This window comes from Aeromonas sp. 130281, assembly GCF_056642115.1.
This window is the reverse complement of record NZ_JBWVQS010000006.1, coordinates 224,924-247,044: the sequence shown is the minus strand read 5'-3', so window position 1 is coordinate 247,044 and position 22,121 is coordinate 224,924. Positions and strand designations below refer to the sequence as shown.

At 56.7% G+C, this 22,121-nt stretch carries 19 protein-coding genes, 3 tRNA genes and 1 pseudogene; 15 read left to right on the top strand and 8 right to left on the bottom strand.

The window, feature by feature from the left end; all coding sequences use genetic code 11:
- The first annotated feature begins 302 nt into the window (after positions 1-302).
- Positions 303-3,278 (top strand): TrlF family AAA-like ATPase, encoded by a 2,976-nt coding sequence (locus AC1IN8_RS16695; protein WP_479759739.1) that lies wholly within the window; start codon positions 303-305, stop codon positions 3,276-3,278.
- Positions 3,279-3,418: 140 nt separating this feature from the next.
- On the opposite strand, the gene cysS is transcribed toward AC1IN8_RS16695, so the two are convergent.
- Positions 3,419-4,795: a cysteine--tRNA ligase gene (gene cysS, locus AC1IN8_RS16690; RefSeq protein ID WP_479759738.1), complete on the bottom strand. Its 1,377-nt coding sequence runs from the start codon at positions 4,793-4,795 to the stop codon at positions 3,419-3,421.
- Positions 4,796-4,997: 202 nt separating this feature from the next.
- Here cysS and AC1IN8_RS16685 point away from each other — a divergent pair, with 202 nt between their 5' ends.
- From AC1IN8_RS16685 to AC1IN8_RS16670, 4 genes are all read left to right on the top strand, one after another.
- Complete coding sequence (locus tag AC1IN8_RS16685; protein ID WP_025327420.1) at positions 4,998-5,495, top strand: peptidylprolyl isomerase; 498 nt, start codon at positions 4,998-5,000, stop codon at positions 5,493-5,495.
- Positions 5,485-6,198, top strand: coding sequence for a DUF4269 domain-containing protein (locus AC1IN8_RS16680; protein ID WP_479759736.1), 714 nt, complete (start codon positions 5,485-5,487; stop codon positions 6,196-6,198). The genes AC1IN8_RS16685 and AC1IN8_RS16680 overlap by 11 nt, the downstream gene beginning before the upstream one ends.
- Entirely contained in the window at positions 6,195-6,923 is a 729-nt protein-coding gene (gene lpxH, locus AC1IN8_RS16675; protein ID WP_319914213.1) for a UDP-2,3-diacylglucosamine diphosphatase, read from the top strand. Before AC1IN8_RS16680 ends, lpxH begins: the two co-directional genes overlap by 4 nt.
- A 118-nt stretch (positions 6,924-7,041) precedes the next feature.
- Complete coding sequence (locus AC1IN8_RS16670; RefSeq protein WP_139437507.1) at positions 7,042-7,290, top strand: GlsB/YeaQ/YmgE family stress response membrane protein; 249 nt, start codon at positions 7,042-7,044, stop codon at positions 7,288-7,290.
- Positions 7,291-7,505: 215 nt separating this feature from the next.
- Here AC1IN8_RS16670 and AC1IN8_RS16665 read toward each other — a convergent pair whose 3' ends face one another.
- Positions 7,506-8,129, bottom strand: a complete 624-nt coding sequence (locus AC1IN8_RS16665; RefSeq protein ID WP_479759734.1) for a glutathione S-transferase family protein — start codon at positions 8,127-8,129, stop codon at positions 7,506-7,508.
- 254 nt (positions 8,130-8,383) lie between these two features.
- Here AC1IN8_RS16665 and AC1IN8_RS16660 point away from each other — a divergent pair, with 254 nt between their 5' ends.
- The 10 genes and pseudogenes from AC1IN8_RS16660 (at position 8,384) to AC1IN8_RS16615 (ending at position 17,764) form a co-directional block, all read left to right on the top strand.
- A complete protein-coding gene (locus AC1IN8_RS16660) occupies positions 8,384-8,536 on the top strand; it encodes a hypothetical protein (protein ID WP_319914211.1) in 153 nt (50 codons plus the stop codon).
- A gap of 251 nt (positions 8,537-8,787) precedes the next feature.
- Positions 8,788-9,843, top strand: a pseudogene (locus AC1IN8_RS16655) (IS481 family transposase); the annotation flags it as partial.
- 349 nt (positions 9,844-10,192) lie between these two features.
- Positions 10,193-11,236 (top strand): acyltransferase, encoded by a 1,044-nt coding sequence (locus AC1IN8_RS16650; protein ID WP_479759732.1) that lies wholly within the window; start codon positions 10,193-10,195, stop codon positions 11,234-11,236.
- A gap of 223 nt (positions 11,237-11,459) precedes the next feature.
- Positions 11,460-12,638 (top strand): phage tail sheath protein, encoded by a 1,179-nt coding sequence (locus AC1IN8_RS16645; protein ID WP_479759731.1) that lies wholly within the window; start codon positions 11,460-11,462, stop codon positions 12,636-12,638.
- A 9-nt stretch (positions 12,639-12,647) separates the two neighbouring features.
- Positions 12,648-13,166, top strand: a complete 519-nt coding sequence (locus tag AC1IN8_RS16640; RefSeq protein ID WP_479759729.1) for a phage major tail tube protein — start codon at positions 12,648-12,650, stop codon at positions 13,164-13,166.
- A gap of 77 nt (positions 13,167-13,243) precedes the next feature.
- Entirely contained in the window at positions 13,244-13,528 is a 285-nt protein-coding gene (locus tag AC1IN8_RS16635) for a phage tail assembly protein (protein ID WP_479759727.1), read from the top strand.
- An 8-nt stretch (positions 13,529-13,536) separates the two neighbouring features.
- Positions 13,537-13,668: a GpE family phage tail protein gene (locus AC1IN8_RS16630; RefSeq protein ID WP_479759725.1), complete on the top strand. Its 132-nt coding sequence runs from the start codon at positions 13,537-13,539 to the stop codon at positions 13,666-13,668.
- Positions 13,665-16,100, top strand: a complete 2,436-nt coding sequence (locus AC1IN8_RS16625; RefSeq protein WP_479759724.1) for a phage tail tape measure protein — start codon at positions 13,665-13,667, stop codon at positions 16,098-16,100. The genes AC1IN8_RS16630 and AC1IN8_RS16625 overlap by 4 nt, the downstream gene beginning before the upstream one ends.
- 12 nt (positions 16,101-16,112) lie before the next feature.
- The gene (locus tag AC1IN8_RS16620; RefSeq protein WP_479759722.1) at positions 16,113-16,604 is read left to right on the top strand and encodes a phage tail protein; all 492 of its coding nucleotides are present in this window, start codon (positions 16,113-16,115) and stop codon (positions 16,602-16,604) included.
- Complete coding sequence (locus tag AC1IN8_RS16615; protein ID WP_479759720.1) at positions 16,604-17,764, top strand: phage late control D family protein; 1,161 nt, start codon at positions 16,604-16,606, stop codon at positions 17,762-17,764. Before AC1IN8_RS16620 ends, AC1IN8_RS16615 begins: the two co-directional genes overlap by 1 nt.
- A gap of 256 nt (positions 17,765-18,020) precedes the next feature.
- Here the strand turns inward: AC1IN8_RS16615 and AC1IN8_RS16610 are convergent.
- From AC1IN8_RS16610 to uvrY, 6 genes are all read right to left on the bottom strand, one after another.
- Positions 18,021-18,107: transfer RNA gene (locus tag AC1IN8_RS16610), tRNA-Leu, on the bottom strand.
- Positions 18,108-18,148: 41 nt separating this feature from the next.
- Positions 18,149-18,222: transfer RNA gene (locus AC1IN8_RS16605), tRNA-Cys, on the bottom strand.
- Between the two features lie 35 nt (positions 18,223-18,257).
- Positions 18,258-18,333 (bottom strand) — tRNA-Gly (locus AC1IN8_RS16600).
- A gap of 181 nt (positions 18,334-18,514) precedes the next feature.
- Entirely contained in the window at positions 18,515-19,069 is a 555-nt protein-coding gene (gene pgsA / locus AC1IN8_RS16595; RefSeq protein WP_139436951.1) for a CDP-diacylglycerol--glycerol-3-phosphate 3-phosphatidyltransferase, read from the bottom strand.
- Between the two features lie 360 nt (positions 19,070-19,429).
- Positions 19,430-21,283 carry an excinuclease ABC subunit UvrC gene (gene uvrC, locus AC1IN8_RS16590; protein WP_479759718.1) on the bottom strand — a complete coding sequence of 618 codons (1,854 nt, stop codon included), beginning with the start codon at positions 21,281-21,283 and terminating at the stop codon, positions 19,430-19,432.
- A 111-nt stretch (positions 21,284-21,394) separates the two neighbouring features.
- On the bottom strand, positions 21,395-22,039 hold the full coding sequence (uvrY, locus tag AC1IN8_RS16585) for a UvrY/SirA/GacA family response regulator transcription factor (RefSeq protein WP_025327477.1): 645 nt from the start codon (positions 22,037-22,039) through the stop codon (positions 21,395-21,397).
- Positions 22,040-22,121: the final 82 nt, after the last annotated feature.

Below are 22,121 nucleotides of genomic sequence, written 5' to 3'. Positions count from 1 at the left end.
GAGGCCACATAATAGCGCCCTATGTATTTGGGACCGAGCTTGGAAGAGCTATTTTCTCTGATCCTGCCCCTAGACCACTTCATTGCAAGGCCATTTTGTCGCATCGATACAAAAAGTGAAATCAGCTTAGTTACACGGATCAAAAAATGAATACCAGTACGGCAGAAAGTGATACTCCGACATATTGGAGAATGCCCTGACAGTGGTCATTAAGCTGTAATTAAATATTTTTAGCACTTCCGATCATTCGTTGTAAATATCACCACCAAAAATCTCATTAAATATAATTCAAGGAATTACACATGATAAATTGTGGTTCACAATGGCGGCGCTGGGAGCCGCATATTCATGCACCAGGCACAGTTCTAAATGACCAATTTAAAGGTGAAGACCTATGGGAACAATATCTATCAAAAATAGAATTATCGACCCCCAAGATCGAGGCAATTGCGGTAACAGATTATTATTTAACTGACACATACAAAAGTCTAATTGAGTATAAGAAGTTAGGTAGACTGCCAGATATTAAATTGATGTTTCCCAATGTTGAAATAAGACTTGATGTAGCGGCGAAATCAGGATTCGTTAACCTTCATCTCCTCGTTAGCCCAGAAGATCCCGAACATCTTGAACAATTAAACAGAATACTATCTCGATTACAATTCCAAGCATATAGTGACACCTTTAACTGTACGAGAAGCGATTTAATTAGACTAGGAAAAAGATCCAATCCAGAAATCATTGATGAACAAGTAGCATTGCAACACGGTGCGACACAGTTTAAAGTGAATTTTTCACAACTTCGTGATGTTTACCAGCAAAGTGAATGGGCCAAAAATAACATTTTAATTGCCGTAGCCGGTGGTGCTAATGATGGAACATCAGGAGTCCGTGATGCAGCAGATACAACAGTTCGCCAAGAAATAGAAAAATTTTCTCATATAATATTTTCAAGCAGTAGTGCCCAAAGGGAATTCTGGCTTGGCCAGCGGAGCATCTCACCTCAAGATTTAAAATCTCGCTATGATGGGTGCAAACCTTGTTTACATGGGAGCGATGCTCATAATTTAAAAATGGTTGGCCAGCCAATTGAAGATAGATTTTCTTGGATTAAGGGTGCTCTAGAGTTTGATGCATTACGTCAAGCCTGCATTGACCCAGAAGGAAGAGCTTTTGTTGGTTCGGCTCCCCCACCTTCAGCCATTCCCTCACAAGTAATATCTAAAGTTACGATAACTAATTCACCTTGGGTAAAAACACCAGAAATTGCATTAAATTCAGGACTTATTGCTATCATTGGCGCTCGTGGTTCGGGCAAAACAGCTCTTGCAGATATGATCTCTGCAGGCTGTAGCGCAATTCAGCCTAATGGATTAAATATAGGCTCTAATACTAATCCTTCATTTTTATCACGAGCAAACCAACATTTAGGTGATGCAAAGGTTACTCTTGAGTGGGGGGGCGGTGAAAAAACACAACGGTATCTTGATAATCGAGATATAGATAATCAACTGTCTTACCCAAGAGCAAGATATTTATCACAACAATTTGTTGAGGAATTATGTTCAGCAAATGGCATTTCCGATGGCTTAATAAATGAAATTGAAAGGGTTATATTTGAATCACACAAACCAAATGAACGTGATGGGGCGGTAAGTTTTCCAGAACTCCGAGAAAATAAAACTAGCAGATATCAACAAGCACGAAACCGTGAAGCAGAAGCGATACATGATCTGTCTCTTCGAATTTCTGCTGAAATAGAAAAAGAACGATTAGTAGGAATACTAACAAATCAGCTAAACCAAAAGAAAATACTTATCCAAAACTATAATAATGATTTAACAAAGCTAATTGTAAAGGGCACTGAAGAGCAAGTTAAACGCCATACTGAGCTAAGCAATGCCGCTCAATATATTAGGAATAAAATTCAGGTCTTGACCAATCAGCGACGCACCTTTGAAGCAATGCAAGATGAAGTAATAAGCACCCGAACAACTAGAGCGCCAGAATTACTTCGTCAGACAAAAGAGCGGCATATTCAAAGTGGTCTTAGTGATACTCAATGGGAAGAATTTCTCCTTGTTTATAAGGGAAATGTAGATCAAAGTTTAACATCGTATATCGAATGGGCTAATCAATCTATCTCTAAGCTCAATGGCCAACCTGTAGAGCAAAAGGATAAAGATTGCTCATACATTCCTGATAATTCAATTTTGAATGATTTAGAACTAACAGTTATTATCGCTGAAATGTCAAGGCTAGAAGCATTATTTAGTGCGGACAAAGTGGTTAGAGATCAATATTCAGCCTTACATAACCGAATCTTACAAGAAAGCTCCGCACTAAAATTGTTAGAAGAGAAATTAAAAGATGCATCAGGGGCGATGGAAAGAAGGAAGATATTACAAGCAGAACGTGATTCCGCATACACAAGAGTATTTGAAGCAATTATTAATGAGCAATATGCTCTTTCAGAGTTATATACTCCTTTAATGAAGAAGCTTTCAAATTCATCAGGTACATTGGGTAAGCTAAGTTTCTATGTAAGACGAGTGGTAGATGTGGAAAAATGGGGGCGATTCGCAGAAGAAGAACTCCTTGACCGTCGTAAAGCAGGGCCTTTCAATGGTAAAGGTACCTTGACATCTATTGCAGAAAACACCTTAAAAACTGCATGGGAGCAAGGTAGTGCTATTGATATTCAAAAAGCACTAACTGAATTTATCTCTCAATATACCCCTGATCTGATTTCACATGCTCCGTTTAATGCTCAACAGCCAGAAGAATATAAAGCATGGTTAAAAATGTTTGCACAGTGGCTTTACGGGACGGACCATATTTCTATTCGCTATGATATATTATATGATGGAGTTGATATTAGAAAATTATCCCCAGGTACTCGAGGAATAGTTTTATTACTTCTATATCTCGCATTAGATGATAGCGATGATAGACCATTAATTATTGACCAACCGGAAGAAAACCTTGATCCTAAATCAGTGAATGATGAACTTGTACCATTATTTATTGCAGCAAAGAATAAAAGACAAGTTATTATCGTCACTCATAACGCCAACCTTGTTATTAACACAGATGCTGATCAGATTATAATTGCAGAGGTTGGGCCACATCAAGCAAAAGGACTACCACCAATAACATATCAAGCAGGCGGTCTAGAAAATTCATCTATACGAAAATATGTTCGTGATATATTGGAGGGTGGTGAGCTTGCATTCCAAGAGAGAGCTAGACGCCTTAGAGTTAGGCTAGAAAGGTAGTCGATTTATATAAATAGTTAAAATATCACCAAGCCATTAATTGAATGCATCGATTGAAAAACAAAAACCGCAGCCCCAAGGCTGCGGTTTTTTTATTGGCTCAACCTGTTGGCACCAGACGCCAACAAGGACAACCGACCTTAGGCGCGGCGCCAGCTGGTCTTGCCGGCGCTGTCTTCCAGCACTATGCCCATCTCGGTGAGACGGGCTCTAGCGGCATCCGCCGCGGCCCAGTTCTTGTCGGCGCGGGCCTGATTGCGCTGGGCGATCAGTTGCTCGATCTCGGCCACTTCATCGTCCGCTTCGTTGCCCTTGAGGAAGGCGTCCGGGTCTTGTTGCAGTATGCCGAGCACGGCGCCCAGCTCCCGCAGGCGGGCACCCAGGCCAGCGGCGACAGCGATGTCTTCGGCCTTCTGGCGGTTGATCTCGCGCACCAGGTCGAACAGGGCGGAGTAGGCTTCCGGGGTGTTGAAGTCGTCGTCCATGGCATCGACAAAGCGGGCCACCTGCTCGTCGCCACCGGCGGCGGCAGCCACCGGCAGATCCCGCAGGGCGGTGTACATCCGCTCCAGGGCGGCGCGGGCCTGCTTCAGGTTCTCTTCCGAGTAGTTGAGCTGGCTGCGGTAGTGGCCGGACATCAGGAAGTAGCGCACGGTTTCGGCGTCAAAATGGGCCAGGACGTCGCGGATGGTGAAGAAGTTGCCAAGGGACTTGGACATCTTCTCCTTGTCCACCATTACCATGCCGCTGTGCATCCAGGTGTTGACGTAGTCGCCACCGTGGGCGCAGCAGGACTGGGCTATTTCGTTCTCGTGGTGGGGGAACTGCAGATCCGAGCCGCCGCCGTGGATGTCGAAGTGGTTGCCAAGGTGCTTGGAGTTCATGGCGGAGCACTCTATGTGCCAGCCGGGGCGGCCCGGGCCCCAGGGGCTGTCCCAGGTCGGCTCGCCGGGCTTGGACATCTTCCACAGCACGAAGTCCAGCGGGTTGCGCTTGGCTTCGACCACGTCGACCCGGGCGCCGGCCTGCAGCTGCTCCAGATCCTGACCGGAGAGCTTGCCGTAGTCGGCGAAGGACTCGACGATGAACATGACGTCGCCGTTGTCCGCCACGTAGGCGTGCTCTTTTTCCAGCAGGGTTTCGACCAGGGCGATGATTTCACCAATGTGCTGGGTGGCGCGGGGCTCGATGTCAGGGCGCAGCATGCCGAGGGCGTCGAAGTCCTGGTGCATGTCGCCGATCAGGCGCTCGGTGAGGTCGTCACAGGTGACGCGGGTTTCAGCGGCGCGCTTGATGATCTTGTCATCCACGTCGGTGATGTTGCGCACATAGGTGAGATCGTAACCGGCGTAACGCAGGTAACGGGCCACCACGTCGAAGGAGACGAAGGTGCGGCCGTGGCCGATATGACAGTGATCGTAGATGGTGACGCCACACACATACATGCCCACCTTGCCCGGGTGGATAGGTTTGAATTCTTCTTTTTGACGAGTGAGTGTGTTGTATATCTTCAGCATCTTATGACCACTGCCTGTGAGTAAAATGGCCTGACATTCTAACCGCATCCGGTGGAGAAAACGAGGCAGAAAAAGCGCCGGATCCCCCATGCCATCTATGCCGCAGCCCCTCGATGGGCTAGAATTGCCACCACTTTAGGCCATAGCCCATGCAACAGCCGCGAGCGGCTTCGTGCTCGCGCAACATTTGAAAGGACATATCATGGTTACTCTGCACACCAACCACGGCGACATCACCCTGACCCTGAACGCGGAAAAAGCCCCCGAGACCGTGGCCAACTTCCTGCAATACTGCCGTGACGGTCACTACGACAACACCATCTTCCACCGCGTCATCGACGGTTTCATGATCCAGGGCGGCGGCTATGCTCCTGGCTTTGAAGAGAAAGAGACCCGCGCCTCCATCAAGAACGAGGCGGCCAACGGCCTGTCCAACAAGATTGGCACCATCGCCATGGCCCGCACCAGCGAGCCGCACTCCGCCAGCGCCCAGTTCTTCATCAACGTGAACAACAACGACTTCCTGGACTTCAAGTCCCCCACCACCCAGGGCTTCGGCTACTGCGTGTTCGGTGAAGTCACCGCCGGCATGGACGTGGTCAACAAGATCAAGGGCGTCAAGACCGGCAACTACGGCCGCATGCATCAGGACGTGCCGACCGAAGACGTGGTGATCACCAAGGTGACCCTTGCTGAGTGATTGTCGCCTCCTCGGCACTGACACAACTGCGGCCCCGGCCGCAGTTTTTCCATCTGCGCAGGGCTCCCCGGCCAACTGGCGCCGCCTCGACTACCTGGCCCGGGGCAATCCCCGCCAGCGCTCCGCCCACGCCCTGCTAAGCAGTGGTGTGTGGGTTGCACTTGAGCGCCTGTGCCAGGACCTGGCCCTGGTGAGCACAGTCGCCATCGGGCTCGACCTGCCCGGCAGCGATCTCGATGTGCTCTGCCAACACCCTGAGCCCGCGCGCCTCGCCGCCCTCTTGTGCGAGCAGGGCTGGACGGCCAGCGACAAGGGGAACCAGGTGTGGCTGCTGGAGCAGACCCTGACAGGGCCGGACCAGGCGCGCTGGCCGGTGGAGCTCTATGTCACCCCGGCGCGGCTCGAGACGCTCAACGGCTGGCGTCACCTCAGCCTGATGGCCGCCCTGCTGGGGCACTTTGGCCACGACTTCTATCTGGCCGTGCTGCGCCTTCGTCTCGAGGCAGGACTCAAGGGAGAGGCCGCCATCTGCCGTCTGCTTGGGCTTGGCGGCGATCCTTACGCCGCGCTGCTGACCCTGGAGGGGCGCGACCTTGCCGCGCTCCACTGGCAGGCCCCATCCCAGTGTGACTCGCCCACGCCGGCAGGCTCCCCTGCCCCCCTCTGCCCGGAACCCATCAAGAGCACTCATCCCACATCATGAGCACCCTTTTTATCAGTGACCTTCACCTGTGCGCCCAGCGGCCCGACATGACAGCCGCACTGGTGCGTTTTCTCGAGCGCGACGCCCCCAAGGCCGATGCCCTCTATGTGCTGGGTGATCTGTTCGAATTCTGGATTGGCGACGACGATCCCAACCCGCTCCACCGCCAGGTGGCCGAGGCCTTCCTCGCCCTGAGCCGACAGGACGTGCCCATCTACTTCATCCACGGCAACCGCGACTTCCTGCTGGGCAAGGCCTTTGCCAAACGGGCGGGCATGACGCTGCTCGGCGACCCCTGCGTCATCGATCTCTATGGGGAGCGGGTGCTGCTGAGCCACGGGGACCTGCTCTGCACCCTGGATGAGGGTTATCAGAAGTTTCGCCGCATCACCCAGCTCAAATGGCTGCGCTGGCTCTTCCTGCGCCTGCCCCTCAGCCGCCGCCAGACCATCGCCTGCAAGATGCGGGGCCAGAGCCAGATGGAAAATGCTGGCAAGCCACAGACCATCATGGATGTGACCCCGGCGGCGGTCGATGCCCTGCTGCGCCAACATGGCTGCCGGTTGCTTATTCATGGCCACACCCACAGACCCGCCGTCCATGACTTCGTGCTGGATGGCAAACCGGCGCGGCGCATCGTGCTGGGAGACTGGTTCGAGCAGGGATCCGTGCTGAGCTGCTCCCCGCAGGGCCAGCGCCTCGAGAGTCGCCCTCTCCCCGAGTGACGCTCGCCCTCGGGGAGAGGGATGCCCATATGACAATGTCTGTCCCCCTCCCCTGGCAGGATGCAACGCCGAACCCTGCATATACTCTGTGTCTGTGCACACAAATGAGGACGAAATGATGGGATTTCTAACCTGGGTTGTATTGGGATTGATCGTCGGCATCCTGGCCAAATGGATCATGCCGGGCAAGGATGGGGGCGGTTTCTTCATGACGGTGATCCTGGGGGTCATCGGCGCCATGGTGGGTGGCTATGTGAGCACCCTGCTGGGCATGGGGACGGTCACCGGCTTCAACCTGCCGAGCATCCTTATCGCCACCGTGGGTGCCTTGATAGTGCTGTTTGTCTACAACAAGATCCGCAGCTGAGCGGCTGAGCCCGCTTCTTTCAGCACTCTCTGTGTATGCCCCCGGGCCAGGATCCGAAACCTTGGGTTTCGGATTTTTTTATGGGTGAGCCACGCCTTTCGCCCAGGCGCCCGCTAACAGGGCAAGTCGCCCTGCCAGGCGCCGGGATTCTGGTGCGAGGCGCTGACCAATCGAGGTCGGCAGGAGCGGCACTGCGGCCGATCTCGCGCTGCCGCCTATGGCATCCCGTTATTGCCATACAGACAGAAGCCGGGGCGCTCGCCCAAGCGCGCGTAGTAATCGCTCACCGCCGCGAGTGGCGGGCGATCGAAGGACGTATGGAACCAGCGATTCACCGACAGGCCGACGGGAATGTCCGCCAGCGAGAAGCGGCTCCCGGCCACATAGCCGCCGGTGGCCTCGAGCTGCCTGTCCAGGATCTGCATGTATCTGGACCACTCGGCACAACTCGCCGCAATCGCCTGACTGTCCTGATGGGCGGGGGAGAGCCTCACCAGCGACATGAAGGCGTAGCTCCAGGCGCGGTTCAAATCCGACGCCTGCCAATCCATCCATTGATCGACCCTGGCCCTCGCCCGCACCTCGGCGGGATAGAGCGAGCCGTCACCATAGCGCGTCGCCAGATATCGGATGATGCTGTTGGACTCCCACAGGGTGAAGTCCCCATCCCTCATGACCGGCACCATCCCGTTGGGATTCAACGCCAGAAACTCGGCGCTCCGGGTGGACTGAAAACCGCTCCCCCACTCCTCCCGCTCGAAAGGGAGATCCAGCTCGGCGCAGCTCCACAGCACCTTGCGCACATTGATTGACGACGCCTTGCCCAGGATCCGTACCATATCTTCGTCCTTGTGTGAGAAGGGCCCAGCTTCCATCAGGGGGACGGCGCCGGTCAAGGGGCAGAGCCATGACCACGGCAGCCCCATGGAACTAACCCGTGGAACTAACCAATAGGGCCGCACGGGAACCTGGCCCGAGAGGGGTGAGCCACGGATGAAAAAGAGGCGGTGGACTAAACTCATGCTTGCGTGTCCGGTTTGACCGACGCCTTCAGAGCGGCCGCGGGACAGGCGAAGCAGTAAAGGACAACATCATGAAAATATGGAAAATCTGCCTGATAGCAGCGCAGCTCATGCTGGTTGCGTGCGCCTCCTCCAACGGCGCAGGCCCTCCCCCGACCGGGGACGATGGCAGCAATGCCGGCGGCAGCAGTAGCAGTGGTGGCAGCAGCTACCTGACCTATTAGCCAGGCCATCTCCTGCAAGCCAAGGCTCAGCCAGGCCCCAACGTCGAATACGACAAGACCAGAAAGCGCCGGCAGCCCGCCGGCGCTTTTCGTCTCGCCAATCGGTGATGCCCTGCCTGCCAACCACGGGCACTGTATGTATGCATGGAGATGGTATTCACCTGACAGGTGCCCACAAAAGGGAGTGGTCATACGGCTTCAAACCGGATAACAAAACGGTACCCCTACCGTGTTATCTGGAGTCACCGTAGACCGGCAACGAGAAAGTAACACGTCGCAAACTCAGCCTGCTAGAGCTCGCCAAAGAGCTCAATAACGTCAGCAAAGCCTGCAAGCTCATCGGCTACAGCCGTCAGCAGTTCTACGAAATTCGCCGTAATTACCAGACCTATGGGGCCGAGGGCTTACTCGACAAACTGCCTGGCTGTAAAGGTGCGCATCCCAACCGGGTCACTCCCGAGATTGAGCAGGCCATCCTCGATTACTCCCTCACCAGGCCTACCCATGGCCCGCTGCGGGTCGCTCAAGAACTGGCCCTGCAAAGCATCAACGTCAGTGCGGGTGGTGTGCGTGGTGTGCGTGGTGTGCGTGGTGTGTGGCAAGGTCACGATTTGCTCTTCAAACACGATCGCTTGTTGCGCCTAGAGAAAACCCACCGGGAGCAGACCATTGAACTCAACGACGAGCAAATTCGCCTGTTAGAGCGTTTCAGTCCCGAGTTCCGTGAACACCAGATTGAGGTTCACCACACCGGGGAACTTGTGGCGGTCGACACCTTCTTCGTTGGCGCGCTCAAGGGGGTCGGCAAGGTGTATCTGCAAACCGTATTGGACTGCTACAGCCGCCACGCCTGGGGGCTGCTTTACACCAGTAAACTGCCGGTGACCTCGGTCCATGTGCTCAATGAAGCGGTCCTTCCGTTCTTCGAGGCTCACGAGGAGCGGGTCTATACCATCCTGTCGGATAACGGACGTGAGTTTTGCGGACGCCCTGAGCATCATCTCTACGAGCAGTTCCTGCAACTGGAGGGGATTGAACACCGGACAACCAAGGTGCACAGGCCACAGAGCAACGGCTTTATCGAGCGACTGCACCGCAACCTGCTGGATGAAAACTTCCGTATCAAGGGGAGAACGACCTGGTATGAGTCGGTAGAGCAGATGCAGACAGACCTGGACAGCTATCTGGAGCACTACAACAACCAGCGGCCACATCAGGGCAGGATGATGGAGGGCCAGACCCCCTACAGCATGTTCAAGAAGGGTCTGCAATTGATACCGAAGGAAGTGCGCACTAAAGTAGCGTAAACAAGACACAGGTTTGAGGCCGGTGTCAAATCATATCTAGATCTGTACAGATAACAATGATCTATTTTTCGGCCTCTACCATGAGCTTTTATGACACCGATGTACACGCCAGCACCACCATCCCGAAAGATGCCAAGGAAATCACCAAGACTACTAGGGATAACATGGTAAAAGGCCAGGCTAAAGCCATTTTGGCGGCCGATGACAATGGCTATCCAATATTAAGGGGCCATCCATAATCAAGATCATTAGTTAGCTCTGCCTTCACTAAGGCTAACTATAAAAATCAATATCAATAAGTAAGTAGATTAATGTATAATGGCAAAATTTAAGCAATCGAGATCAAATGATGAATCGAGATATCGGCATAGATGTTCTGAGAGTAATATCTGCATTTATGGTTGTGGGTATACATACGATCCCCCTATATGCTGGAACTGGAACTACATCCGACTACATAAACATGCTGTTACAAGCCATTGTAAGATCTGGCCTCCCAATATTTTTTATTATTTCAGGTGCGTTCCTATTAACACATGAAGTAAAATCAATTTTGAAATGGTATATCACCCGATTCTCTTCTATTTTGATACCTTTTGTTGCCTATGCTTATATTCACTATACCTATACTGGCGACCTAACTATATTCAGCACAGCTACATTGAGAGGTTTTAGCACTGCATTGCTATCCAGCCAAACAAGTATATCAGTGCACTATTGGTTTATTTATGTGATGATTGGCCTTTACCTTTTAACTCCTGCGTTAAGCTCAATGATGCATGGGGTATCGGCATCAGGAGCAAAGAGAGCATTCATACTAATAATAATTCTCCATGCTGTAAGTTCAAACTATCAGATAGTGCAATACGCAACAAACATCCCCAATATATTTATGATACCGGAAGTATATATCTGGATGCTGTATTTTATCTGTGGCGGTCTTTTATTTAAGTGCAGGGAACTGTTCTCATTCAACATGTCACTGTCAATGGTGGCATTTGGTCTGTTGATAACAGCCGTATTGACGTGGTTAACTCCGAATAAATATGGCTTTACATTCCAACAGTACGACGCGAATGTAACCATGCTAATATTCACCTCTGGCCTATTCTTGTTGTTTTCTAAGGAGTCATCTTTCTTTGAAGGGTTAGGGAGACGCACTGTAGATTTTATCTCATTTTTTGGAAAAAAAACATACGGTATTTACCTGATCCATATACTTGTGCTCAGCCTAGTTATAAAACACATGCCAACTGTTAGTGATATGATTGCTAGATATAACATGAATATATTCATGACTATTATTTGCTTTGCAATTTCATGTTTGTTTGCAACATTTGTAGACATCCCACTAGAATATATAGTGAAGAGAATAAAACAAGCCACCAAATAATTAACTAAAGTTATTTGAGATAAAATAACGCAAACACCCCGCCCAGTGCGGGGTGTTTCGTGACTGCCGTCATCCGTCACCTTGTCACCGCTTCGCCAGTGTGTACGGCCCTCACACACTGGCCGCCGCTCGCCTGTCATCCCCTGCCCCTGCATCCTGACCCTGCTCGCATCACATGCATTACCTTCGCAAAGAATGCTCCATCCGGACAACAGGAGAACCTATGGCACTGGACCAATTTCACCACGGCGTGCGCGTCGTGGAAGTCAACGAGGGCACGCGCACCATCCGCACCGTCGCCACGGCGGTGATCGGCATCATCTGCACCGGCAGCGATGCGGATGCCGCTTACTTCCCCCTCAACAAACCCGTGCTGATTGCCAACCTGCCGGCGGCCATCGCCAAGGCGGGCAGCACCGGCAACCTCAAGCGCTCGCTGCAAACCATCTATGACACCGTCAACACCATCGTCATCGCCGTGCGCGTGGCCGATGGCGCCGACGCCGCCGAGCTGACCAGCAACATCATCGGCACCATACTGCCGGATGGCAGCTATACCGGCCTCAAGGCGCTGGAGCGGGCCGCCCCGGTCACGGGCGTCAAGCCGCGCATCCTCTGCGTGCCGGACAACTGCACCCTCCCCATTGCCACCGCCCTGGCGGGTGCGGCCAAGAAGCTGCGCGCCTTCGCCTATGTGCCGACCATCGCCGACACCGTCGAGGCAGCGCTCGCCTACCGCGAGAACTTCTCCAGCCGCGAACTGATGCCTATCCACGGCGACTGGACCGCCTGGGACACCGCCGCCAATGCCAGTATCAAGCTGGATGCCTGCCTCAAGGCCGCCGCCATGCGGGCATTCATCGACAAGGAGATCGGCTGGCACAAGACCCTGTCCAACGTCGGCGTGACCGGGGTCGACGGCATGACCAAGGCCCTGTTCTGGGATCTGCAAGACCCGGATACCGAAGTCGGCCTGCTCAACGCCAACGAGATCACGGCCCTCATCCGGGCGGACGGCTTCCGCTACTGGGGCAACCGCACCTGTTCCGATGATCCCCTGTTCCAGTTCGAGAACTACACCCGCACCGCCCAGATCCTGGCCGACACCATGGCCGAGGCGCACATGTGGGCCAACGACAAGCCGCTCACCCCCACCCTGGTGAAAGACATCATCGAGGGCATCAAGGCCAAGGGCCGGGAACTGGTGGCGGGCGGTTACCTGCTCGGCTTTGACTGCTGGTACAACGAGGAGCTCAACGACAAAGACACCCTCAAGGCCGGCAAGCTGCGCATCGATTACAACTACACGCCGGTACCGCCGCTCGAAGACCTCGGCTTCATCCAGCGCATCACCGACACCTACCTCATCGACTTCGGCGCCCGCGTCGCGGCCGCCGCATAAGGAGCCACCATGGCACTGCCAAAAAAAGTCAAACAGCTCAACGTGTTCACCGACGGCACCAACTGGATCGGCGAAGCGGAAGACTTCACCTTTGCCAAGCTCTCCCGCAAGTTCGAAGCCTATCGTGGCGGCGGCATGGGTGGCGCCGTCAACATCGACATGGGGCTGGATGACAGCGCCCTCGATACCTCCTTCACCATGGGCGGCTACAGCGCCGAGATCCTGGGCAAGATGGGCAATGGAAAGATCGACGGCATCGCCCTTCGTTTTGCCGGTTCCATCCAGCGGGATGATGTCGTTGGTGTGCAGGCCGTAGAAGTGTTCACCCGAGGTCGTTTCAAAGAAATCAACTGGGGCACAGCCAAGGTTGGCGATAACAGCCAGGCCAAGGTCAGCATGGTCAACACCTACTACAACGTGACCATTGACGGGGCCGTCATCCACGAAATCGACCTGCTCAACATGATCGAGATCGGCCCCGATGGCGTCGACCGCATGGCCGAACACCGCAAGGCCATCGGCCTCTAACCCACTCCACAACCCAACGGGCGGCCCTTATCCAAACAGAAAGTGCCGCCCTCACCACATCACCAGGAACAAACACCATGGAAAACAAGACCGTTACCCTCGACCAAGCCATCCAACGCGGCGACACAGCCATCACCGAGGTTCAACTGCGCAAACCCAAGGCGGGCGAAATGCGCGGCCTCAATATGACCGATGTGGTGCAGATGGACGTCAACGCCCTCACCAAACTGCTGCCCCGCATCACAACCCCCATGTTGACCGAGGTCGAGATCGGCAACATGGATCCGGCCGACCTGATGCAACTGGGCAGCGAGGTAAGCGCTTTTTTGGTACCGAAGAGAATGGCCTACCTCATTGCGTAGACGAGGTGATGGCCGACCTGGCCATCATCGCCCACTGGCCGCCGTCCGAGATGGCGGCCATGGAGATCAGCGAGCTGATGGGCTGGCACCAACGCCTCGTTGAGACTCACAACCGCATCAACGGGGCAACAGAGCAATGAACCCTCTCAAACTTCAAATCCTGCTCGGGGCGGTCGACAAGCTCACCGCCCCCCTCAAGGCAGCCAGCGGCCAGAGCCGCATCACCGCCAAAGACCTGGTCGAAACGAAAAAACGCATCAAGGAGCTGGAAACCCAGAGCGGCCAGATTGACGGTTATCGAACCCTCGGCCAGCAGATTGGCGCAACCCGCGCCCAGCTCACAGCAGCCCAGCGCGATGCCCAGCAGATGGCCCAGCAGCTTGCCCGAGTCGAGCAGCCGACCAAGGCCATGACCCGCGCCATGGAGCAGGCCAAACAGAAGGTGCGCGACCTCTCCCAACAAGAGCGGGAAATGGTCGCCCGTCACGGCAGCCTGAAACGGGCCCTGGGCGAGGCAGGTATCAACACCAAGCAGCTCGGCGAACACCAGCGCCAGCTCAAGAGCGACCTTGCCGCAGCCAACACCCAGCTCGACCAGCAGCGGGCCAAGCTGGGCCAACTGGCCGACCAGCAAAAGCGCCTCAACCAGGTCAAGGCCAACTATGACAAGACCATGTCCATGCGTGGCACCATGGCAGGTTATGGCGCCGCAGGCATGGCAACCGGTGCTGCTGCCATCTACAAGGGCACCAACATCGCCAACAAGGCCATGGGCTTTGATGTCGATATGTCCAAGGTGCAGGCGATCACCCGGCTGGACAAAGGCAGCAACGAGCTGGCCGCCTTGCGGGCTCAAGCGCGGGAGCTCGGCGCCAATACCGCCTTCACGGCGGGCGAAGCGGCGCAGGGCCAGGGCTTCCTCGCCATGGCTGGCTTTACACCCAAGGCGATCCGTGACGCCATGCCTGGGATGCTCGATATCGCCAAGGCGGGCGGCGTCGAGATTGCCGCAGCGGCAGATATCGGCTCCAACATCCTGACCGGCTTCAAGCTGCCGGCAAATCAGATGAACCGGCTCGGGGATGTGATGGTCGGCACCTTCACCCGTGCCAACGTCGACCTGCAGATGCTGGGGGAAACCATGAAGTACGTGGGCCCGGTGGCGGCAGGCCTCGGCGTTGACCTTGAAACCGCCTCCGCCATGGCGGGCAAGCTGGGGGATGCTGGCATCCAAGGCAGCATGGGCGGTACCGCCATGCGGGCCATTCTCGGCCGCCTGGCGGCGCCCCCCAAGGCCGCACACGATGCGCTGGCCGCCCTGAACGTGAAGACCGCCGATGCGGCGGGTAACCTGCGCGCCCTGCCAGATATTCTCGACGAGCTCTACAAGAAGACCAGCAAGATGGGGGATGCCACCCGCTCGGGCTATTTCAAGGCCATCGCCGGTGAAGAGGCCTTCGCCGCCCTGGCTGTGCTGACCGAACAGGCGGGCTCCGGCAAGCTGCAGGATCTCATCGCCACCCTGAAACAAACCCAGGGGGAAGCCGGCAAGGTCGCCAAGGTCATGGCAGATAACGCCATTGGTGATCTGGATAACCTCACCTCCGCATGGGATGACGTAGGCATCCAGATGATGGAGACCGAAAACGGCCCGATGCGCGGGCTCATCCAGCGCGTCACCGAGATTATCCAGGTCACCGGTGACTGGATGCGGGCCAACCCTGAGTTAACCTCCACCCTGACCCGTATCGCGGCCGTGACAGCCGTGGCCGCTGCCGCTGGCGGGTCGCTACTGCTGATTGTGGCGGGCCTGCTGGGGCCGCTGGCGGCCATCAAGATGGGGATGTCGATGCTGCTGGTCTATGGGAGCCCCCTGCTGACCTTCATCAAGGCGCTGACGATTGGCATGGTCAGGCTCGGCATTGCCATGCTCACCAACCCCATAGGCTGGTTCATCATGGGCATTGTGGCCATCGCCGCCGGGGCTTACCTGCTCTACAAAAATTGGGATGGGGTCGCCGCATGGTTCGGCGGATTGTGGGCGCAGTGCCAGGCCCCTGCGCTCGCCTTCTGGGAGATCCTGAAAGAGCTCTTCTCATGGACCCCCATCGGCATCCTCATCATGCACTGGGGCGAGATTTGGGCCTTCTTCGATACCCTGCCAGCCGGGGCGGCCAACAAGGGCAAGGCCATCGTCGACGGCCTGATTGGTGGCATCACCGCGAAGTGGGAGAGCCTGAAAGCCAGGATAAAAGCCCTCACCGACCTGCTGCCGGACTGGATGAAAGGGGGTGGATCGGTCACGGCCAACGTCAACCCGTCAGGCTACCTCACCGGCAACTACAACACTCCCGCCATGGCCGGGGGATCCGGCTACGGTCCGCGCATCGTGACGCCGCCGCGCCCAGTTGCCAGAGGCAGCACCACCACCGAGATCAACGCCCCTATCCACATCGTCCAGCAACCGGGGCAATCCGGCGCGGATGTGGCGCAAGAGGTTCGCCGCGAACTGGACCGGTGCGAACGGCAGGCCGCTGCCAATGGCCGCGCCTCCCTGAGCGACCGCAACTAAGGAGCAACAGCCATGATGATGACTCTGGGCTGGTTCGTGTTTATGCGATCAACCCTCGCCCCCCTCTCACAACAAGACGAACGGGCATGGCGCCACCCGGGCAATAACCGGATCGGTGCTCGCCCGGCATACCAGTACGTCGGCCCCGATGATGAAACCACCACCTTGAGCGGGGTGCTGCTGCCCGAGGTGACCGGTGGCCCGGTCTCCCTCGACTTGCTGAACAGCATGGCTGACAGCGGTCAGGCTTTCCCCCTGATCCAGGGCGATGGCGCCATGCGTGGGTCATTCGTGATAGAGGGCATCAGCACCACCCGCAGCGAGTTTTTCAGCGATGGCACCGCCCGTAAAATCGAGTTCACCATCAAGCTCAAGCGGGTCGATGACAACGACAGATCCCTTGTCCAAACCCTGCTGGGCCGCACCGCGGGCAACCTCTTTGGCCGCCTGGGCCTGGGCAAGCTGGTCGGCAGTATCGGCAACAAGCTAGGGGGGCTTCTCTGATGGGGGCATTCGACCAGTTCGGCACGCGATTGACCGAAAATTTGGGGCTGACCAATCCGCTCGACGCCTTGCGCCAAGGCCACCCGGTACCGGCTTACCAGGTGCTGGTCGACGGCAAAGACATCTCGGCAGCCATCAGGCCGCGCCTGATGTCGATGACCATCACCGACAACCGGGGTTTCACCGCCGACACTATCGAGCTGACACTCGATGACAGCGACGGCAAGCTCGATATGCCACGCCGGGGCGCCACTCTGCGTGCCCTCATCGGCTGGCAAGGCCAGGCCCTGGTCGACAAGGGAACCTACAAGGTCGACGAGGTGGAGCACGGCGGGGTACCGGATGTGCTCACCATACGGGGCAAGTCAGCCGACCTGCGCGGCGGCATGAACAAGCTGCGTGAGCAAAGTTGGCACCAGACCACCGTCAGCGGCATCGTCAGCCAGGTCGCCGCCCGCTACCAACTCACGCCCTGCGTGGGTGACTCACTCAAGGGCCAGCTGATCGATCACATCGACCAGGCCAACGAGAGCGATCTCGCCTTCCTCACCCGCCTAGCTGGTCAGTGCGATGGCATCGCCACCGTCAAGAATGGCCGCCTGCTGTTTATCAAGGCGGGCCAGGGCACCACCGCCAGCGGTCAGCCTTTACCAGCCATCACCATCACCCGTAGGGATGGCGATCAGCATCGTTTCTCGGTTGCCGACCGGGATGCCTACACAGGCGTGACCGCCTACTGGCAAGACAACAAGGAGGCGGAAAAGAAGCGAGTCGAGGTGAAGCGCAAGAAGAAGACCAAGCCATCGCCGGAACGGCCCTTGCCCCCGGGGGTCATGGTCAACAAGCAGGAGAACGAACTGCTGGTCGGCAGCAGCGAGAACGTCAAAGAGCTGCGGCATGTCTATGCCAGCCAGGCAAATGCCATGCGGGCCGCCCGGGCTGAATGGGAAAAGCTGCAACGCGGCGTGGCCGACTTCCAGATCACCCTGGCGATGGGTCGCCCTGAACTCTACCCGGAGCAACCCACCACCGTCAGAGGGTTCAAGCCCCAGATTGACGAGGCCGACTGGCTGCTCACCCAGGTGGTGCACGACCTCACCAACCAGGGATTCACCAACCGCCTGCAGCTCGAGGTGAAGTTGGAGGAGCTGCCAGACTAATTTCGAAATGCGAAAAGGGCTCCACAATGTGGAGCCCTTTTCAATCCGCCTGATTACGCACCGAAACATGGCCAGGGAAAAGTGCCGCATGAAGCACGCCATCAAGCAGATGCAGCATCATACAAGAAGGCCGAGTGACTACCCAGCCGGTGCTTGTGTAAGCCCATCAAAAAAACTCTGTCGCCACTCTGTCGCCATTTAGTCAAAACAAAAAAGGCCACTATCACTAGTGGCCTTCGTAAGTCTTTGATTTTAATGGTGCCCGAGGCCGGAATCGAACCGGCACGACGCGAACGTCGAGGGATTTTAAATCCCTTGTGTCTACCGATTTCACCACTCGGGCACCGCAATCGGTATCAAGTCCGCGCCGCGGGCTTGTCAATGTGGAGGCACGTTCCGGAGTCGAACCGGACTAAACGGATTTGCAATCCGCTGCATAACCGCTTTGCTAACGCGCCATGCAAAAGAGAGTTGGCTCTCTATTGTCTGAATTTGGAGCGGGAAACGAGACTCGAACTCGCGACCCCGACCTTGGCAAGGTCGTGCTCTACCAACTGAGCTATTCCCGCATCGGTCTGGCTGACTGCCTGACTACGAGAACGCATTCTAGCGATGTTCCTCGTCCAGTCAACCAAAAACATTTAATACGCTGATCGTTCGGGCATTTTTTGCCCTTCTCCCACACTTTTGCCACTCATGGCCGTTTCTCTGCCCCAACGGCAAGGAAACGGCCATTTGCCCATGGATGGACTAGAAGCGGGAGTGGTAGGTCAGATCGCCCCAGGCGGCCTTCATGTACTGGAACATGGACCAGAAGGTGAGCACTGTGGCCACATAGAGCAGCACGTAGGCGAGCCACACCATCCAGATGTCGTATTGCCAGATGAGGCCGGTGAGCGACACCATCTGGATCATGGTCTTCCACTTGCCGATCCAGCTGACCGCCACCGAGGAGCGCTTGCCGAGCTCCGCCATCCACTCCCGCAGAGCGGAGATGATGATCTCGCGGCCAATCATGGTCATGGCCGGTATGGTGACCCAGATGGTGTTGTAGTGTTCGACGATGACCACCAGGGCGGCCGCCACCATGATCTTGTCGGCAACGGGATCGAGGAAGGCACCGAAGGCGGTGGACTGGTTCAGCTTGCGGGCGAGATAGCCATCAAACCAGTCGGTCGCGGCCGCCAGGATGAAGACAAGCGCAGCCGCCAGGTAGGACCACTGATAGGGAAGGTAGAACAGGATGACGAAGACGGGGATGAGCAAAATCCGAAAAAACGTCAGCAGGTTAGGAATATTTGTCATTATTTTCAGCCACTTCTTGTATGCCGCTACATGGTAGCCCCAAGCCGATCACCGTTGCAACCGGACAGGCGACCGCCTTGGTCCATTAATCCATCAATAACCTCAGGATGCATGCCATTATGGCATTTGCGGGCCCCCTGCGTCACGGCTCTTGTGCTGCCGGGGCCGGTTTGCGGGATCCACATCAAATGCCCCCCACTCAAGGTGGCCCGGGTCGGACCCGCTCCTGACGGATACCAGGCATCCCCTGTCCGGAACAACAACGCCTACCCGGGCGGGAACGAATGCAAGGCCCCTGAATGGTATGAGCCAGCCGGCTCCTGGGTATCGCCTACCCAGAACAGCAACGATTATCCAGGGTCAGAGCGAGTGCAGGGCGTCGTGGATGGATTGGGCCAGCTCCAGGCTGATGCCGGGCACCTTGGCGAGCTCGTCCACCCCCGCCTTCTTCACCTCCTGCAGGCCCCCCAGGTACTTGAGCAGGGCCTGCCGCCGCTTGGGCCCCACCCCCGGGATGTCCTCCAGGGTACTGGTGGTACGGGCCTTGGCACGGCGGGCGCGGTGGCCTGTGATGGCAAAACGGTGGGATTCATCGCGAATGTGCTGAATAAGGTGCAAAGCGGGCATATCTGCCGGCAAGTGCAGCTCTTCGTGGCTCTCCCCCAGGATCAGGGTCTCCAGCCCGGCCTTGCGGGTCACTCCCTTGGCGATGCCCACCAGCAGCGGGTATTTGCCCCCCAGAAACTCCAGCTGACGGGCCAGGATCTCCTCGGCGCGGCGCAACTGGCCGAGGCCGCCATCGATGAAGAGCACGTCCGGCACCTTGTCCGGCTCCTGCTGCTTGCCAAAACGCCGCTCCAGCGCCTGCTCCATGGCGGCGTAGTCATCGCCCCCCGTGATGCCGTCGATGTTGAAGCGCCTGTATTCCGATGAGAGCGGTCCCTCCCGGTTGAACACCACACAGGAGGCGACGGTGCGCTCCCCCATGGTGTGGGAGATGTCGAAGCACTCCATGCGGGCGATGGGGCGCTCGAGCTCCAGCAGCTCCTCCAGCTGGTCGTAGCGGGCGGTAATGGTGCTCTTGTGGGCCAGCCGCGAGCGCAGCGCCGTCTGGGCGTTGATGGAGGCGAGCTTGATAAATCGTGCCCGCTCGGCCCGGGTGCGGCTCTGCACCCGCACCTTGTAGCCGGCGGTCTGGCTCAGGGTCTCGGCGATCACCGCCTCGTCTTCCAGCGCCACGTCCAGCAGCACCTCGCTCGGGATCTGTCGTCCCCCCTGCCCCGACAGGTAGAACTGCAGCAGGAAGGATTGCACCACCTCGTCGAGGGGGGTATCGGCCGGCACCTTCGGGTAATAGCTGCGCGATCCCAGCACCTTGCCCTGGCGGATGAAGAGCACGTGGATGCAGGCCGCCCCCTGATCGAAGGCCACCCCCACCACGTCCAGCTCGTCCAGCACGTTGCCGCTCACCGACTGCTGCTCGGTGACCCGGCGCAGGGCCTGGATCTGATCCCGGTAGCGGGCCGCCTCCTCGAAGCGCAGATCGCCACTGGCGGACTCCATCTTGCCCACCAGCTCGCCGATCACCTGCTGGTTCTTGCCCGCCAGGAACAGCTTGGCCAGCTCCACCTGCTGGGCATACTCGGCCTCGCTCACCAGCCCGGCCACGCAGGGGCCGGCGCAGCGCTTGAGCTGATAGAGCAGGCACGGGCGGGTGCGGTTGGCATAGACGGCGTCCTCGCACTGGCGCACCGGGAAGATCTTCTGCATCAGGTGCAGGCTCTCGCGCACGGCGCCGCCGGAGGGGTAAGGGCCGAAGTACTCCCCCTTCACCTTGCGGGCACCGCGATGCACGCCGATGCGCGGGTGCTGGTGCGCCGTGATGATGATCCAGGGGTAGGACTTGTCATCCCGCAGCAGCACGTTGTAGCGCGGCTGGTACTGCTTGATGAGGTTGTGCTCGAGGATCAGCGCCTCTGTCTCGGTGTGGGTGACAGTGACCTGGATGTCGGCTATCTGGCGCACCAGGGTGCGGGTCTTGATGCTGTCCACATTGGTGCGAAAGTAGGAGGCGAGCCGCTTTTTCAGATCCTTGGCCTTGCCCACGTAGATGACGGTGCCGCCGCCGTCATACATGCGGTAGACGCCGCTCTGGTGGGTGACGGCGCTCAAAAATGCCTTGCTGTCAAAATGGGGCTCGGGAGAGAGGGTCATCGGCAACTCGACTCAACGGATGAATGCAAAAAGACGGGGAGAGCATACTGCGCCGGGCCTGCGAAAAGCAAAAAGGCGGCACTCGCCGCCTTGGGTGGGCACAGGCATCCCTTACAGGGTGTCGGCATCCAGCATGCCATAGCGAATGGCCAGATGGGTCAGCTCCACGTCGCCATTGATCCCCAGCTTGCTGAACAGGCGGTAGCGATAGCTGTTGACCGTCTTCGGGCTCAGGTTGAGCTGCTCCGAGATGTCGGTCACCTTCTGTCCCTTGGTGATCATCATCATGATCTGCAGTTCGCGCTCGGAGAGGGACTTGAAGGGGTTCTCGTCCGCCGAGGCAAACTGGCTCAGGGCCATCTGCTGGGCGATCTCGGGGGAGATGTAACGCTGGCCGGAGTGCACCAGGCGAATGGCATGGATCATCTCGTCCGGCGCGGCCCCCTTGGTGAGGTATCCGGCGGCGCCCGCCTGCATCACCTTGGTGGGGAACGGATTTTCGGAATGAATGGTCAGCACTATGATGCGCACATCGGGGCGCAGCCGCAGGATCTTGCGGGTCGCTTCCAGACCGCCGATACCCGGCATGTTCATGTCCATCAAAATCACGTCGGGGTGATGCTGCCGACAGAAGGCCACGGCGGTTTCCCCGCTCTGCGCCTCGCCCACCACCTTGATCCCGCGGACATCTTCCAAAATGCGTCTTATCCCTGTACGCACCAACTCATGATCATCGACCAGGAATACATTAATCACCCAAACACCCCGTTTTTTATCTCGTTATATGCCAGTTAGGGTTAACACGGCGTCTTGCATCATAACCAAACTCGATGATTTG

What these genes read in the sequence shown, in the direction of transcription:
- AC1IN8_RS16640 (WP_479759729.1), top strand. Translation starts at nt 12,648, where the DNA reads ATGGCACTGCCAAAAAAAGTCAAACAGCTCAACGTGTTCACCGACGGC.
- AC1IN8_RS16625 (WP_479759724.1), top strand. Translation starts at nt 13,665, where the DNA reads ATGAACCCTCTCAAACTTCAAATCCTGCTCGGGGCGGTCGACAAGCTC.
- cysS (WP_479759738.1), bottom strand. Translation starts at nt 4,795, where the DNA reads ATGCTGAAGATATACAACACACTCACTCGTCAAAAAGAAGAATTCAAA.
- AC1IN8_RS16650 (WP_479759732.1), top strand. Translation starts at nt 10,193, where the DNA reads ATGAATCGAGATATCGGCATAGATGTTCTGAGAGTAATATCTGCATTT.
- AC1IN8_RS16630 (WP_479759725.1), top strand. Translation starts at nt 13,537, where the DNA reads ATGGCCGACCTGGCCATCATCGCCCACTGGCCGCCGTCCGAGATGGCG.
- AC1IN8_RS16635 (WP_479759727.1), top strand. Translation starts at nt 13,244, where the DNA reads ATGGAAAACAAGACCGTTACCCTCGACCAAGCCATCCAACGCGGCGAC.
- AC1IN8_RS16660 (WP_319914211.1), top strand. Translation starts at nt 8,384, where the DNA reads ATGAAAATATGGAAAATCTGCCTGATAGCAGCGCAGCTCATGCTGGTT.
- AC1IN8_RS16645 (WP_479759731.1), top strand. Translation starts at nt 11,460, where the DNA reads ATGGCACTGGACCAATTTCACCACGGCGTGCGCGTCGTGGAAGTCAAC.
- uvrC (WP_479759718.1), bottom strand. Translation starts at nt 21,283, where the DNA reads ATGACCCTCTCTCCCGAGCCCCATTTTGACAGCAAGGCATTTTTGAGC.
- AC1IN8_RS16670 (WP_139437507.1), top strand. Translation starts at nt 7,042, where the DNA reads ATGGGATTTCTAACCTGGGTTGTATTGGGATTGATCGTCGGCATCCTG.
- AC1IN8_RS16615 (WP_479759720.1), top strand. Translation starts at nt 16,604, where the DNA reads ATGGGGGCATTCGACCAGTTCGGCACGCGATTGACCGAAAATTTGGGG.
- pgsA (WP_139436951.1), bottom strand. Translation starts at nt 19,069, where the DNA reads ATGACAAATATTCCTAACCTGCTGACGTTTTTTCGGATTTTGCTCATC.
- AC1IN8_RS16620 (WP_479759722.1), top strand. Translation starts at nt 16,113, where the DNA reads ATGATGATGACTCTGGGCTGGTTCGTGTTTATGCGATCAACCCTCGCC.
- AC1IN8_RS16695 (WP_479759739.1), top strand. Translation starts at nt 303, where the DNA reads ATGATAAATTGTGGTTCACAATGGCGGCGCTGGGAGCCGCATATTCAT.
- AC1IN8_RS16685 (WP_025327420.1), top strand. Translation starts at nt 4,998, where the DNA reads ATGGTTACTCTGCACACCAACCACGGCGACATCACCCTGACCCTGAAC.
- lpxH (WP_319914213.1), top strand. Translation starts at nt 6,195, where the DNA reads ATGAGCACCCTTTTTATCAGTGACCTTCACCTGTGCGCCCAGCGGCCC.
- AC1IN8_RS16665 (WP_479759734.1), bottom strand. Translation starts at nt 8,129, where the DNA reads ATGGTACGGATCCTGGGCAAGGCGTCGTCAATCAATGTGCGCAAGGTG.